This is a genomic window from Candidatus Thermoplasmatota archaeon, from assembly GCA_035540375.1.
GTDB lineage: Archaea > Thermoplasmatota > SW-10-69-26 > JACQPN01 > JAJPHT01 > DATLGO01.
Genome location: DATLGO010000018.1, coordinates 1 through 13,435 on the forward strand (window position 1 = coordinate 1; position 13,435 = coordinate 13,435).

Consider the following 13,435-nt stretch of genomic DNA (forward strand, 5'->3'; position numbering starts at 1 on the left):
CCCGCTACGTTTATCTTGGGTTCCCGCCATGCCCCGCCAATCCGGTGAACTCATGGCCTCCACGACGACGAAGGGCGACCGCGAGATCGTCCATTACACGGTCCAGGACGGCGTCGCGATCATCGAGCTCGACGACCCGCCCGCGAACACGTACACGCACGAGATGATGCGCCAGCTCGACGAGGCGATCCTCAAGGCCCGCTTCGACGACTCGGTCCACGTCCTCCTCCTCACGGGCGCCGGGGACAAGTTCTTCAGCGCCGGCGCGAACATCAGCATGCTGAACTCGGTCACGCCGTCGTTCAAGTACTGCTTCTGTCTCCACGCGAACGAGACGCTCAACCGCCTCATGCACACGCCGAAGCTCGTGATCGCCGCGCTCAACGGCCACACGGTCGGCGGCGGCCTCGAGATCGCGATGGCGGCGGACCTCCGCATCGCCCGCAAGGACGGCGGCAAGATCGGCCTCCCCGAGGTCAACCTCGGCGTCCTCCCCGGAACGGGCGGCACGCAGCGCCTCGTCCGCATGGTCGGCAAGGCGAAGGCGATCCAGCTCATGGTCGAAGGCCGCAACTTCACCTTCGAGGAGGCCAAGGACTGGGGCATCGTGAACGACATCATGGCCGGCGACGTGAAGGCGTTCCGCGCCGCGGTGCTCGACTACGCGCGCCAGTTCTGCCCGCCGAACAAGGCGAGCATGGCCGTCGGCCACATCAAGCGCAGCGTCCAGACCGGCGCCGAGATCCCGCTCGAGGAAGCGCTCGCCGTCGAGCGCGAGCTGCAGAGCCTTCTCTTCAAGTCCGAGGACGCGAAGGAAGGCATCGCGGCGTACGTCGAGAAGCGCGTCCCCAACTTTAAGGGCAAGTAGGGGACGGGCTTCGATCCGACCCCGGGGCCGCGCGGCCCCGGGTTCGAACCTTTTTCCATCCCTCTACGGTCGAGCGGCGGCTACGCCTCCGATAGCGGCTTACCGGGTGAGCGCCGACCGCCGGGCGCCTCGGCGCTCGGGCGTCGAACTCGTGTGGAATCTCGACGCGCCGGGCCCGCGGGCCGGTGGCGCGGCGTTCACGCCGGTCGGAGCAACGGCGATCTCGCCGAAGGGGAGGTTCACCCGAGGCTCACGGCGGACCCCACGACGCGCAGGTTCTTGTCGTCGAGGTTCCAAAGCGCGACGCGCTCGCCCTTCTCGATCGCGAAGGGCTTCTGCGGGCGGATGGTGATGCGGCCCTGGTTGCCGGGCGTGACGAAACCCGTCTCCACCTTCACGGGCACGAACTGCCAGTTCGAGGCGAGGTAGAGCACGGCGCCGGGGTTGACGCCGGCCTTGAACCACTTCGAGACCCGCACCTCGAGGTCGCTCGTGTGCGCGGCCTCGAGGACGTTCATCGAGCCTTCGGGCGCGAGCGTGAAGCCGCGGTCGAGGTCCGCGTTCTGCAGGTTCTTGAGCGCGAGGCCGACGTGGTCGCCGAAAGTCGCCGTGGCGACGTCCACGTCGTGCACCTGGATGGAGCGCACCTGCGCGGTTTTCTTCGTCGGGTACACGCGGAGGTCCGCGTGCTTCGCGACCTCGCCCTGCCGGACGAAGCCGAGGATGACGGTGCCGATGCCCTTCACGTCGAAGTGGTGGTCGATCGGGATGCGCGTCGGGCCCTCGCGGGGCGCGGGCGCGAGCTCCGCAAGCGCCTGGCGCACCTTGATCGGGTTGTCCTCGACGACCGTCCAGTTCTCGAGCGAGGTGCCCTTGAGGAGAGGTTTGAGCTGCTCGGGCGCGAGGTAGTTCTGCATCACGATGAGGCCGCGCGCGAGGCCGGAGGCGTCCGCCGCGACGACCGTCTCGCCGAGGACCTTGTCGAGGGCCGAGACGACGAGGAGGCCGACGTCGGCGGCGGCGAGCGCATACGCGAGGGGCTGCGGCTTCTCGGGGTAGCGGATCGGGACGACCGTCGTGACGAACGTGTCGCCCTCCTTGTAGGCGTAGAGGGCGACGTCGCTCTCCGTGCTCTTCTTCCCGAGCTCCTGGGCGTAGGCGAGGTTGCCGAGCAGGGCCACCGTGACGCCGGGCATGATGCGGCGAAGCGGGGGCCGCGAGATAAAGCTTGGGAGAGCCGTCCGAGGCAACGCCCTTGCACCGCGGCGACCATCGCCATCCATGGCGGCGAAATCGACCGGCGTCTGCGTCCATTGCGGCGCGGTCCTCGAAGTCTCGCGCCTCGTGAGGCTCGACGGCGAGGGATACCGCTACACCTGCCAGGAATGCGCCTTCCTCGAGGACCCTTCCCGATCTTCGCGGCGCGCGGCCTCGCAAAGGTGAAGGCACGCGACGGCGTGGAACGCGCGATGGCGCGCATCCGCATCATCCGGTCGGACGAAGCCGAGGGCCAGCTGAAGGAGGCCTACGCGCGCATCGCGAAGGAGCGCGGGAGCGTCGCGGAGGTCCATCAGGTGGCGAGCCTCCATCCCGAGCTGATGCTCGCGCACCTCGACTTCTACCTGACGCTCATGTACGGCCGCGGGGGCCTCTCGCGGCGCGAGCGCGAGCTCGTCGGCACCGTCGTCTCGCGGACGAACCGCTGCGAATACTGCGTTACGCACCACGCGGAGGCGTTCGCCCGCTACGAGAAGGACGCGGCCCTCGTCGAGGCGCTCGCGCGGGACCCCGCGAGCGCGCCGCTCGCGCCGCGCGATCGCGCGCTTGCGGATTTCGCAAAGCGGCTCACGCGCGACCCCGCAGGCATCCGCGACGAGGACGCGGACCGCCTCCGCGCGCTCGGCTTCGAGGACAAGGACATCCTCGCGGCGGGCGCCATCGCGGCCTCTTCAACTTCGTGAACCGCCTTGTCCTCTCGATGGACGTCGGCCTCGAGAAGGCCGAGGCGCGGCAGTACAAGTATTGATCACGCCGTCGCGGCGAGCCGGGCCTCGACGTCGCGGAGCCCGGTTTCGAGCGCGGTCGTCGCCTCGCGAGCGCGAGGCCCGCGCCGTCGACGGGCGTCGAGACGAACTTCGAGCAAGCCCGGCGCGCGAGGAGGCGACGCATGGCGTCCCACGCGTCATGGGGGATTCGAGGGCATCCTCCGACCGTGGATCCCCGCCTCACCGCCGGGGTTCGCGCGGGTCGAGGACGACCATCGTCCCACTCGCGAGGTCGCCCGTCCGCTGTTCGAGCTCTCCCGTCGCCATGAGCCAGAAGTCCGCGGCGAGGAAGACGGGCGCGAAAGGTCCGATCCAGAGCAGGCGCAGGAGGTTGCGGAGGAACGCGTCGAGGACGTCGGGCGGGCGCCCGTTCTCGACCTTCACGACCTTGAGGCCGAGGAGGAGCTTCCCGAGGCTGCGGCCTCCCGCGAACCCTTCCGCGACCGTGAAGTAGAGGAGCGTCACCGGCAGGTCCACGAGCGCGAGGAGCCAGAGGAGACCGAGCGGCTCGCCGAGGTCGTTGCCCGCGACGTAGAGCGGCCGCACCTCCACGAGGCCGAGCGCGAGGAGCTCGATCGCGACGAGCCACGTCAGGCTTGCAAGGATCGCGAGGTCGATCGCGAACGCGCCCGCGCGACGCGTGAGGCCGGGCTGGGGGACGGGCGTGGGCGGCCTGTGGCCGAAGCGCACGGCGAGCGCCGCGGGCGCGGGGGCGAGGACGTTCACAGGCTCCCTCCGGGCAGGCGCTCGGTCTTCTCGTTCGCGGCGCGCGCGAGCGCGGCGACGAGGAACTTCGCGGCCTCGTTCGCGGCGAGCGCCTCGCGTCGTCCGAGGTCCGCGCGCGAGGAAAGCGCGTCGAGCGTCGCGACGTCGTCCTTGAAGTCGTCCGGCGTGACCTCCTCGAGAAGGCGCCCGATGGGCGGGTCGCCCGCGTGGAGGAGGCCCGCCACGCTCGCGTGCGCCCATCGGACGGCGCCCACGTCGTCGCCCGACGCGAGGGCCTCGTTCGAGCGGGCGAGGCCGGCGAGCGCGTGCTCTCCGGGCGTCGCGTCGCGAAGCTGGCCGAACGCGGCGAGGAGGCGGCGGGCGTTCCAGACCCGCGCGGGCCGGGCGCCGGGATACTGGACGGGAACGGCGCGTCTCTCGATCGGGATGACGATGACGAGGGCCGCGGCCATCGCGAGCGTGCCCGCGATGGAGACCATGTCGAAGACGCCCGCGCCGCCGAGGCTCACGAGGACGGACTCGCGCGCGCCGTCGCCCGCCCCGCCGTAGGCTTCGAGGAGGCGCGGCAGATTCAGGAGGTCGGCGCCCACGAGCGCGCCGATCGAGCCGGAGGCGTACGCGAGCGGCACGCTCCGGACGAGCCGCGCGGGGCTCATCGCGACGGCGAAGAGGAGCGCCGCGATCGACGGAAGGAAGAAGCTCGGGAACGAGGCGACGATGCCGACCTGCGGATCGAAGCGGGCGATCGCGTGCGCGACGAACGACACGATGGCGATCCCGAGAAGCGCGGACAGGGCGCCGAGGCGGCCCGTGCGGAGCCATCCGAGCACGAGGATGACGGGAACGAGCGCGCCGCCGAGGTTGACGGCGAGGTACGCGTCGCCGAGAGGCAAAACCGGGACGTTCACGACCCAGCCCGCGATGGACCCCAGGCAGAGGAGCGCGACCTCCCACCGTCCGAAGCCCGCCTCGGCAAGGAGGCTCTCCCGTCCCTTGAAGGCGAGCCAGAGAAGGCCCAGGCTCGAGAACGCGAGGATGAACGGCCAGGGCGCGCCCGCGAGGGCATCGAGCGCCATCGCCCGAGGACGACCGCTTCGGGGCTTAAGCGCTCGGATTCTACCAGGCCGGTCCGCGGCCGGGCGCCTGCCACACGCCGTTCAGGCCCTTCTGGACGCGGTAGAACGCGTACCACATCGCGACGAGGTTGAGGTACGGGACGGCGATGAACACGAGCATGAGCGCGGGGCTCAGGGGGGAGGGCGCGCCGCGGGCGCGTTCGTCCGCCTCGATGACCCTCCAGACGCGCCAGTGTCCGACGAGGAGCGCGACATATCCCGCGAGGGAGGCGATCAAGGCAAGCAGGACGAGGCCCACCCACGGCGCGACGGATTCGGCGAGGATCGCGGCTTCCTCGGGCGTCAACTCGCGGGACCCGTCGGCGACGGCGGGCGGAAGGCCCTCGACGAATCCGGCGAACATCATGACGTACGCCGGGAGCATGATCGCGATCGCGACGCCGGTGACGATCACGCCGATCTTGACCGGCGTCAGCGCGCGTCCGGGCGTCGCGGCGAACGCGTCCGTCTCCTTCGCGATGCGCCAGGACCAGAAAAAGTAATAGATGCCGAGCGTGACGAGGACGAGGACCGGGACGAGGACGGGGTCCTGGACGCGACCCGGGGGGCCGCCCGCAAGCGCGGGAGGAGCGGCCGGCGCGGACGGGGGCGACATGCGGGGCGCGGCGCTTCCGACTTCGACGATCGCGCCGCATGCGGCGCAGAAGCGCGCGGTCGCGCCGAGGGGGGCGCCGCATCGCGTGCAATGGGTCATGGGCGGTGACCGGCGCTGCGCCGGAAAAGGGCTCCTGTCCTGATCGCGGTCGCAAGCCTTAGAACCCCGCGCCGCCTCGCGGATCGCGTGGCGCCGATCCATCGCCGGTGGGTGTTCGAGTGCGACGCCGCGCTCGACCACTTCGACCACCGCCTGCGGAACGCGCTCGAGAAGCGCGGCCTCGCCCTTGGCCGCGCGCGCGTCTTCGACGCGAGCGTCGTCGGCCCCGGCGCGCGCGCCTGGTACCGCCTCGAGCCTGACGCGAAGGGGGTCGCCCTCGTCGCGAAGGTGAAGGGCGGCGTCTTCGCGTCGGCGACGCCCGCGGCGAAGGCGCTTGCGGAATCGATCCTTGCGGCCGGGCGCGAAGCGCAGGCCGCCATCCTCCAGGGCGACGAGCGGGCATGAGCGCAAAAGGTATTTGGCGGGCATCCGCGTAGCCCGCGACGATGCTCGACTGCCCGCGCTGCGGCGGACGCGTTCCGGAGGTCCACGGCGCCGCGACGCAGGTGTGTCCCGCGTGCGGGCACGAGTCGTCGACGCCCGCCTCGCCCCCGGAGGCCGAGTTCCACGCCGAAAACGCGGTGGATCCCTGGACGGCGGTGAAGGCCGGTCTCGGGGCCGCCGCCCGGCACTATCCGAAGTATCTCCTCTTCTGGCTTCCGATGGCCCTCCTTGGAACCGTCGTCGTCCTCGCCTCCGCCACGGTTCCGGCGCCATCCCCGCCCGCCGAGGGCGAGGCGCCCGACACCGCGGCCCTCGTCCGCTATGCGGGGGTGCTCGTGCCGCTCGCGCTCGTCGAGGAGCTGATGTTCATCGCGTTCTTCGGCGCCTCCGCGGTCCTCACGGCCCGCGCGCTCGAGGACGGTCGCGAGGTCCGCACGAGCGAGGCGTTCGAGACGCTCGTCAAGCGGCTCCCGAGGCTCCTTCTCCTCGGTCTCCTCGTCGTCGCCTTCGTGATCGGGGCCGCGATCCCGTCGCTCCTCGTCGCCGCGCTCGTCGCGAACGCCCTCGGGGGAGGTCCCGAGATCGCGTTCCTCGTCGCGCTTCTCGTGCTCGGGCCCGTCTACCTGTGGCTCGCGAGCCGGCTCCTCTTCGCTCCGGCCGCCGCCGCGCTCTCGTCCCGATCCGCCGTCGCCTCCCTCCGGCACGGGCGCGACCTCGCCGTCGCCGCGCGCACGATCGGATTCGCGCTCCTCGTCGTCCTCGCCTGGGTCGCGCTTTTCTTCGCCGCGCGCGCGGTGTCGGGCTTCGCGCTCGAGACAATGCGGTTCGCGACGGGCTTCGCGCCCACGCCCGAGGCCGTCGACGTCGCGGCCCTTCCGTTCCAATGGCTCGCCGCGCCCTTCGTTCCCGCGATGGTCACGGCGTATTACGTCCTTCTCGTCCGTCCCCCGCCCGCGCCCGCGGGAGCGGCGAGCCCCGTTCCGCGCGCGGCGCGGTTCCGCATGACGCGTTGCCCCGCCTGCGCCACCGTCATCCCCTACGAGACGACGGAAAGCGATACGAGGGTCGTGTGTCCCTCGTGCGGCAAGGCCGGCGTCGTGCGCGGCGGCTGAGCCGCGGCGAGGATCGCCGCGAGATCGACGCTCGCGTCGATGGGGGGGCTTTTCGAGGGAGCCCCCCGCGCCTCGACCCCGAGCATCTCGAAATGGAGGCGCCCCACGCCGAGGCCGAGGACCTCGAGCTTCCAGAGCCCGGGCGCGACGTCGACGGCGCGCGACTCGTACGCGACGCCGTACACGTGCACCTGCGCGGCCTGCTGGACGCGGTCGAAGGGGTCGAGAAGGCGCGCGCGGAACTCGCCCGCGCTCCCCTCGATGAGCATGAGCGCGGTAAGACGCTCGTAGCGCGGATCGACCTTCCACGAAGCTCCCGTCGTGGTGTCCGGGAAGCGGGCGTCGATCGTTCGCACCGGGACGGTCACGTAGTAACCCGCGGAATAGGCGTCCCCGTGGTCGAGGAGCGTCGCTTCAACGACCTTCGCGCCGCCCTCGCCGGGGTCGAAGATGGCGAGCCGGGAGAAGAAGCCGGCGTCCGGGTCGTAGGTGTAGGTCATGATGCGCTGGCCGAACGAGGTCGCTTCGAGATCGAAGATCCCACCGTGCACGCCGACGACGCGAGCCACGAGCTCATGGCCGAAGAGCGCATAGGTCCACGTCTTGCCGACCTCGAGGGGGAAGTCGAAAAGCCGCCAGGGCTCGCCGCCGAGCATCGGCTCGAGGTTCGGCCGCTTCACGGTCCCATTGAACGGCAGGCCGAAGAACCCGTTCGTCACGTTCGATCCGAGGATGTGGTGCGTGGGATGCGTCTCGGCGACGACGAGCGTCACGTCGAACGACTTCGCCTCGTCGTAGAGGACGCGGAACGACCACCACGACCCGGGGGACCAGGCCTCGACGGGCGCGTGGGCGACGTCGTCCTCCCCGCCCCCGCTTCCGGAGGTCCGCGCGGGGCCGCCGAGGCAACCGGCGGCCATGAGCGAAACGGCGAGCAGGCTGAGGCTCAAGGTGCTGCGGCTCACGAATCCCCCATGCCCCGGCCGCGCCGCGAGGGCGCGAAGGGGCTTGTGGTACGACCGTCCAACCGTGGGGTCTTCAGCTTTGCGACGAAGTGCCCGAATCGTACCCTTCGGCCCTCGGGATATCGGCCTGCGCCGTCTCCGTCGGGGCTTCGCCCTCGAAGGCGGCGAGCTTCTTGTTGCCGCGGCCGTCGTCGTCCGGCAGCTTGATGCCCATGCGATCGGCGAGGAAGCGCTTGATGCCCTCGCGGTCCGTCGACGGGATGCCGAAGTACTCGGGGAAGCGCGGCGTCGTGACGAGCAGGAAGCTGCGGTCGTGCACGCGCTTCGTCACGAGGCCGGCCTCCTTCAGGTCGTGGACGTGGTCGTAGGCCTTCGCGCCCACCATCTCCACGAGATCGCTCTGGAGGAGCGGCTGGTGGTACGCGATGAGCGCGAGCGTCTTCAGGACGCGGACGGGGATCTCCATCGGCGCGAGGCGCTCCGCCGTGGGCGCGTAGGTCGCCTTGAGCTGCATGGCCCACTTGTCGCCCGCGCGCGCGATCTCGAGGGCGGTCTCGCGCGCGTCGTATTCCTTCGCGAGCGCCTTGAGCGCGTCGCGCGCGACGCCCGAGGTGAGCCCCGTGTTCTGGGCGATCTCGTCGAGCCCGAGAGGCTTCCCCGCGGAGAAGAGCGCCGCTTCGACCACGCGCACGGGATCGAGGCCCTCGGCGATCTTGCGGTGGCCACCGCGCGGCGCGGTCTCGGGGGCGGAACCTTCCTCGGTCGCGGGGGAGAGCATCGGATCACCTAGTTCTGGACGGGGCCCTGGTTCTCGGTCTTCGCGAGCTCGGCGTTCTGCACGTAGATGGGGCCGTACGGGAAGTCGTCCTGCCAGAGCTTCACGCGGTTCTGCCGCGCGAGGAACAGGACGGAGACGAAGGTCTTCACGAGCTCGTCGCGCGTGCGGCCCTGCAGGTCGGTGATCGGGATCGGGTGGCCGTTGCGCCCGAGGATGCGTTCCCACACCTCGGCGACGTCGCGCTCCTGGTCTTCCTTGTGTACGCGGCCCTGGACCGATCCGCCCGCCTTCTCCTTGCGCAGGGCGCGCGCGGCCTCGCGCTCGACCGCGAGCGTCGCGCGGAGCTCGGCCTCGCGGCGCGCGTCCTCGAGCGCCTCGACCAGCTCGAAGAGCGTCACCTTGCGGTCGCCGTGGTGGCGGATCTTCTCGTCGAGCGGCGCCTCGCCCTCGATGACGCCGTGCGTGAACATGTAATCGGCCTCCTCGCCGGTGGCCGCCTCGACGCCGAACCATTCGTCCACGGGCTCGGGTTCCGGAGGCGGCGGCGGGGGCTCGGCGCGGGCCTTGGCCTCCTCGCTCTGGAGCTTGAGGATCGTCCAGGCCATCACGAGGAGCCGGCCCGCGGTGATGAGGTCGATCTCGGGACGCTGGCGGACCTGCTCGAGGTAGAGCGCCGCGAAGCGCGCAAGGTCGATGTCCCAGGGGTCCAAGTGCTCGGCGAGGACCAGCTCGAAGGCGAGCGCGAGGCTGCGATCGAAGGGATCCTTGATCGTGATGTGCTCGCCTTCCTTCGATTCCTTGAGGAGCGCGAGATACTGGTTGATGCGCTCGCCGGCGTCGCTTTCGCTGAGGAGGCTCTTGTGGAAGAGGAGGTGGCGGACGACCTCGCTGTCGTCGAGGGTCGTCGCGACGACCGTCATTCCGCGCCTCCGCCCACGGTCGCCTGCGGCGCGGGCTCCTCGACGATCTCGCTGATGCGGACCTCGCCGACGATCTCGGAGAGGCCGCTTTCGACCATCGTGACGCCGTACACGTGCTCGGCCTCCTTGAGGGTGACCTTGCGGAGCGAGACCACGATGTGCTGGGCGTGGTGCGAGTTCGCCTTCACCATGCGCGCGAGCAGCTCGGAGTTGATGCCGTCGAGGTTCTGGTCGACCTCGTCGAGATAGTAGAACGGCGACGGGCTGTACTCCTGGATCGCGAAGATGAACGCCATCGAGGTGAGCGACTTCTCGCCGCCCGAGAGCGCTTCGAGGCGCGTGACCTTCTTGCCCTTCGGCTGGGCGCGCATCGTGAGGCCGCCCTGGAAGGGGTCCTCGGGGAACTCGAGGACGAGCTCCGCCTTGCCGCCGTCCGAGAGGCGCGCGTACACGTCTCCGAAGTTCTTGTTGATCTCGTCGAACACCCGGAAGAAGCCCTCTTTCTTGCGGGCCACGATCTCCTCGACGAGCCTCGAGAGCTTCTCGCGCTCGACGTTCAGGTGCTCCGTCTCGGAGACGAGTTCCGTCTTGCGCGCGGCCTGGCGGTCGTACTCCTCGAGCGCGAGCATGTTCACGTTGCCGAGACGCTCGAGCTCGTTCTCGCCGCGGCGGACCGCGGCCTTGAGCTCGTCGGCGGACTCGGGGAATTCGACGGGCGGCTGGACGGCCATCAGGGCGAGCTCCGCGCGCGCCTCGGCGAGGGCCTCCTCGACCGCGGGGATGCGGGTCTTCAGTTGGAGGACGAGGTCGAAGCGGGCCTGCGCCTTCTCGCGGAGCTTCTCCGCGCGCTGGGCAAGATCGGTCTTGCGCTGGTAGGCGCGATCGCGCTCCGCGTGGAGGCCGCGCATCTCCTCGTTCTGCTGGGCTTCCATCGAGAGGAGGACCGCGAGCTCCTCCTCGCCGGCCTTGATGGCCTCCTCGGCCTCGGCGAGCGCCTTCTCGTGCGTCTCGCGCGCGGCCGTCATGGACTCGAGGCGCGCGGCGATCTCGGCTTTGCGCTCCTCGACGAGCACGCTCTCGCGCGCCTTCGTCTCGGCGGAGGAGCGCGCGCCGCGCGCTTCGTCCTTGAGCGTCTCGACCTCGGTCTGGAGGCGCGTGAGCTCCGCGGCGAGGTCCTTGTCCGTCGCCTGGAGCAGGAGCTTGCCCTTCGCGCCGCGCTCGGCCTCGATCTCGCCGAGGCGCGCGGTGAGCGTCGCAACGGAGTCCGCGAGCGCGGCGACCTCGGCCTCCGCGGCCGCAAGCTCGACGCGCTTCGCGTCCGCGTCGGCGACGAGGCCCGCGAGCTTCTCCTCGAAGGTCTTCCGCTTCTTCTCGAGCTCCGCGAGACGCGCGGTCTTCTCGGCCGTCGCGTGGCCCGCGTCGCGCAGCGTCTTCTCGAGCGACTCGATCTCGACGCGCAGGTCGGCGAGCTCCTGCGAGAGCGTCTCCTGGTGGGAGAGGGCGGCGCGGAGCTTCGAGGCGATCTTCTCGACGTCCTCGCGCGCGACGGCGCCGAACTTGAGCTTCGCGTCGCGGTCGCCGTCGTGGCCGCCCGTCATCGCGCCCGCGGCGTCGATGACCTCGCCCTCGAGCGTGACGAGGCGTACGCCGCCCATGAGGCGCCGAGCGGCGTCCATCCCGTTCACGATGACCGTGTCGCGGAAGACGTACCAGAACGCGGGGCGGTACTTGTCGTCGAACGAGATGAGGTCGATCGCGAAGCCCTCGGCCGAGGGGTCGCGGACCGCCATGAGCGGCTTGCCGGCCGGGCGGCCGGGCACCATCTTGCTCAGGGGGAGGAACGTGGCGCGGCCGAGGCGGTTGCGCTTCAGGAACTCGATCGCCTCCGCGGCGTCCGCGTCCGTCTCGGTCACGATGGCCTGCATGCGCCCGCCCGCCGCGACCTCCATGGCGCGGGCGTGCTTCTTCTGCACGTCGGCGAGCTCCGCGACCGTGCCGCAGATGCCCTTGAGCTTGCCCTGGTCGCGCGCGGTCATGACCGCGTCGACGGCGCGCGTGTAGCCGCGCGAGACGGCCTCGGAGGCGTCCGCTTCGGCCTTGAGGCGCGAGTAGTCGTTCTGGAGCGACCGGATCGCGGGCTCGAGCTCGCGAAGCTCCTTGGAGACGTCGCTTTCGCGGCGCTTCTTCTCGAAGAGCGCCTTGCGGCGACCCTCGACGTCGCCCGTGGAGCCGTCCGTCTCCTTGCGGATCTCCTTCGCTTCCCACTCGATGTCGCGGATCTCGAACTCCGCGGTGCCCTTCGCCTCCTCGGCCTCGGCGAGGGCGGACTTGAGCCGGTCAACGCGGTCGACGGCGCGCTCGCGCGCGAGCGTCGCCTCGTGCAGCTCGGTGGACTTGGATTCGTGCTCGGCCCGCATCTTCGCGAGCTCGCGCTCGAGCTCCGCGGCGCGGCCCTGGCCCGAGGAGAGCGTCTCGCGGAGGGCCTTGAGGCCCGCATCCGCCGTCGCGAGCTTCGACTCCGCCTCGGAGGCCTTGGCCTCGAGCGCGGACTTCTCCTTGAGGAGCTTCGCGAGCTCCTTCTCGACGCGCTTGAAGTCGCCCTCGACGCCCGCGCGGTCCTTCTTGAGGTCGTCCATCTCCTGGCGCGCGTAGTTCGCGCGCTCCGTCGCGCGGACCGTGCGGGCGCGCAGATCCTCGATCTTCGCGCGGAGCGCCTGCGCCTCGGGGCCGCCGCGGTCGGCGATGCGGCGCTCGATCGCCGCGAGCGCCTCCTCGGCCTCGCGGATCTCGTCCTTCACGCCTTCGAGCGTCGTCTCGAGCTCCACGCGCTCGCGCTCGTGGCTCGCGAGGTCGCTCCCGAGCCGCGCGAGGTCCGCGACGAGCGCCTCCTCGCGGCGCTTGCCGAGCTTCGCCTTCGCGAGGTCGAGCGCCTCCTTCACGGTCTTGTACTTGAGCGCGGCGTCGCGCTCGCGCTCGAGCGTCGCGAGCTGGCGCTCGATCTCGTCGAGGATGATGCGGATGCGGTCGAGGTTCTGCTCGACCTCGCCCTTCTGCGCGTTCGCCTTCGCGATGTCCTCGTCGAACGCGGTGATGCCCGCGATGTCGTCGAGGATGCGGCGGCGGTCGAGCGGGGTCATCTCGACGATGCGCAGCACGTCGCCCTGGCGCACGATGTTGTAGCCGTCCGCGCTGATGCGCGAATGGGCGAGCAGCGTGTCGAACTCCGTGAGCGACGAGGGCTTGCCGTTCACGTAGAAGTAGGAGTAGTAGTTCTCGGGGTTGTTCTTCGAGAGCCGGATGAGGCGCGTGAGCGTCACCTCGTCCTCTTCGACGGGGATCACGCGGTCCGCGTTGTCGAAGACGAGCGACACGCGGCACATGTCGGCGGGCTTGCGCTCCTTGCCGCCGTTGAAGATGAGGTCCGTGAGCTTGCCCGCGCGGATCGCCTTGTTCGACTTCGGGCCGAGGACGAAGAGGATCGCGTCGCCGATGTTGCTTTTGCCCGAGCCGTTCGGCCCCGTGATGGCGGTGAACCCGTCGAGGAACGGGATCGTGAGCCGCCGACCGAAGCTCTTGAAGTTCTCGAGCTCGACGCGCTTCAGGTGCAAGGCTTCACCTCAACGGGCGCGGCTCGCGGAGTGGCTTCTCCGACCACCCCAGGTGCAGCGTCCCATCCCGGGATGCGAAACGTTCCCTCGCTTTATGTACGTTTCCCAGGAAATTTCGAGGCCGTTTCCGGTGGAACCT

Annotated in this window: 13 protein-coding genes; 5 read left to right on the forward strand and 8 right to left on the reverse strand. The window is 70.4% G+C overall.

The window, feature by feature from the left end; translation table 11 throughout:
- Positions 1-28 precede the first annotated feature (28 nt).
- Complete coding sequence (locus VM889_02200) at positions 29-868, forward strand: enoyl-CoA hydratase/isomerase family protein (protein ID HVL47349.1); 840 nt, start codon at positions 29-31, stop codon at positions 866-868.
- A 239-nt stretch (positions 869-1,107) separates the two neighbouring features.
- Here VM889_02200 and VM889_02205 read toward each other — a convergent pair whose 3' ends face one another.
- Positions 1,108-2,064 carry an EF-Tu/IF-2/RF-3 family GTPase gene (locus VM889_02205; protein HVL47350.1) on the reverse strand — a complete coding sequence of 319 codons (957 nt, stop codon included), beginning with the start codon at positions 2,062-2,064 and terminating at the stop codon, positions 1,108-1,110.
- A gap of 85 nt (positions 2,065-2,149) precedes the next feature.
- Here VM889_02205 and VM889_02210 point away from each other — a divergent pair, with 85 nt between their 5' ends.
- Together VM889_02210 and VM889_02215 are read left to right on the forward strand one after the other, a co-directional pair.
- Entirely contained in the window at positions 2,150-2,311 is a 162-nt protein-coding gene (locus VM889_02210) for a hypothetical protein (GenBank protein HVL47351.1), read from the forward strand.
- Positions 2,312-2,337: 26 nt separating this feature from the next.
- Positions 2,338-2,829, forward strand: a complete 492-nt coding sequence (locus VM889_02215) for a peroxidase-related enzyme (protein HVL47352.1) — start codon at positions 2,338-2,340, stop codon at positions 2,827-2,829.
- Between the two features lie 264 nt (positions 2,830-3,093).
- Here the strand turns inward: VM889_02215 and VM889_02220 are convergent, their stop codons facing one another.
- From VM889_02220 to VM889_02230, 3 genes are read right to left on the reverse strand one after another with little or no spacing between them, the layout of a single operon-like run.
- A complete protein-coding gene (locus tag VM889_02220; protein ID HVL47353.1) occupies positions 3,094-3,639 on the reverse strand; it encodes an RDD family protein in 546 nt (181 codons plus the stop codon).
- Positions 3,636-4,715 (reverse strand): DUF1614 domain-containing protein, encoded by a 1,080-nt coding sequence (locus VM889_02225; protein HVL47354.1) that lies wholly within the window; start codon positions 4,713-4,715, stop codon positions 3,636-3,638. The genes VM889_02220 and VM889_02225 overlap by 4 nt, the downstream gene beginning before the upstream one ends.
- Positions 4,716-4,755: 40 nt before the next feature.
- The gene (locus VM889_02230; GenBank protein HVL47355.1) at positions 4,756-5,469 is read right to left on the reverse strand and encodes a zinc ribbon domain-containing protein; all 714 of its coding nucleotides are present in this window, start codon (positions 5,467-5,469) and stop codon (positions 4,756-4,758) included.
- Between the two features lie 87 nt (positions 5,470-5,556).
- Between VM889_02230 and VM889_02235 the strand changes: the two genes are divergently transcribed.
- Both VM889_02235 and VM889_02240 read left to right on the forward strand, forming a co-directional pair.
- Entirely contained in the window at positions 5,557-5,874 is a 318-nt protein-coding gene (locus VM889_02235) for a hypothetical protein (GenBank protein HVL47356.1), read from the forward strand.
- A gap of 41 nt (positions 5,875-5,915) precedes the next feature.
- The gene (locus VM889_02240; protein ID HVL47357.1) at positions 5,916-7,025 is read left to right on the forward strand and encodes a hypothetical protein; all 1,110 of its coding nucleotides are present in this window, start codon (positions 5,916-5,918) and stop codon (positions 7,023-7,025) included.
- Here the strand turns inward: VM889_02240 and VM889_02245 are convergent.
- The 4 genes from VM889_02245 to smc all read right to left on the reverse strand — a co-directional run bounded on the left by VM889_02245 (position 6,950) and on the right by smc (position 13,296).
- Positions 6,950-7,990, reverse strand: coding sequence for a hypothetical protein (locus tag VM889_02245; protein ID HVL47358.1), 1,041 nt, complete (start codon positions 7,988-7,990; stop codon positions 6,950-6,952). The two genes, VM889_02240 and VM889_02245, sit on opposite strands and share 76 nt — an antisense overlap.
- A gap of 73 nt (positions 7,991-8,063) precedes the next feature.
- Entirely contained in the window at positions 8,064-8,768 is a 705-nt protein-coding gene (scpB, locus tag VM889_02250) for an SMC-Scp complex subunit ScpB (protein ID HVL47359.1), read from the reverse strand.
- Positions 8,769-8,776: 8 nt separating this feature from the next.
- Entirely contained in the window at positions 8,777-9,688 is a 912-nt protein-coding gene (locus VM889_02255; GenBank protein HVL47360.1) for a hypothetical protein, read from the reverse strand.
- Positions 9,685-13,296: a chromosome segregation protein SMC gene (smc, locus tag VM889_02260; protein ID HVL47361.1), complete on the reverse strand. Its 3,612-nt coding sequence runs from the start codon at positions 13,294-13,296 to the stop codon at positions 9,685-9,687. The genes VM889_02255 and smc overlap by 4 nt, the downstream gene beginning before the upstream one ends.
- Positions 13,297-13,435 lie beyond the last annotated feature (139 nt).

Coding starts and splice junctions, on each gene's coding strand:
- VM889_02230 (HVL47355.1), bottom strand. CDS start 5,469: ATGACCCATTGCACGCGATGCGGCGCCCCCCTCGGCGCGACCGCGCGC.
- VM889_02215 (HVL47352.1), top strand. CDS start 2,338: ATGGCGCGCATCCGCATCATCCGGTCGGACGAAGCCGAGGGCCAGCTG.
- VM889_02225 (HVL47354.1), bottom strand. CDS start 4,715: ATGGCGCTCGATGCCCTCGCGGGCGCGCCCTGGCCGTTCATCCTCGCG.
- VM889_02205 (HVL47350.1), bottom strand. CDS start 2,064: ATGCCCGGCGTCACGGTGGCCCTGCTCGGCAACCTCGCCTACGCCCAG.
- VM889_02200 (HVL47349.1), top strand. CDS start 29: ATGCCCCGCCAATCCGGTGAACTCATGGCCTCCACGACGACGAAGGGC.
- VM889_02210 (HVL47351.1), top strand. CDS start 2,150: ATGGCGGCGAAATCGACCGGCGTCTGCGTCCATTGCGGCGCGGTCCTC.
- scpB (HVL47359.1), bottom strand. CDS start 8,768: ATGCTCTCCCCCGCGACCGAGGAAGGTTCCGCCCCCGAGACCGCGCCG.
- VM889_02240 (HVL47357.1), top strand. CDS start 5,916: ATGCTCGACTGCCCGCGCTGCGGCGGACGCGTTCCGGAGGTCCACGGC.
- VM889_02255 (HVL47360.1), bottom strand. CDS start 9,688: ATGACGGTCGTCGCGACGACCCTCGACGACAGCGAGGTCGTCCGCCAC.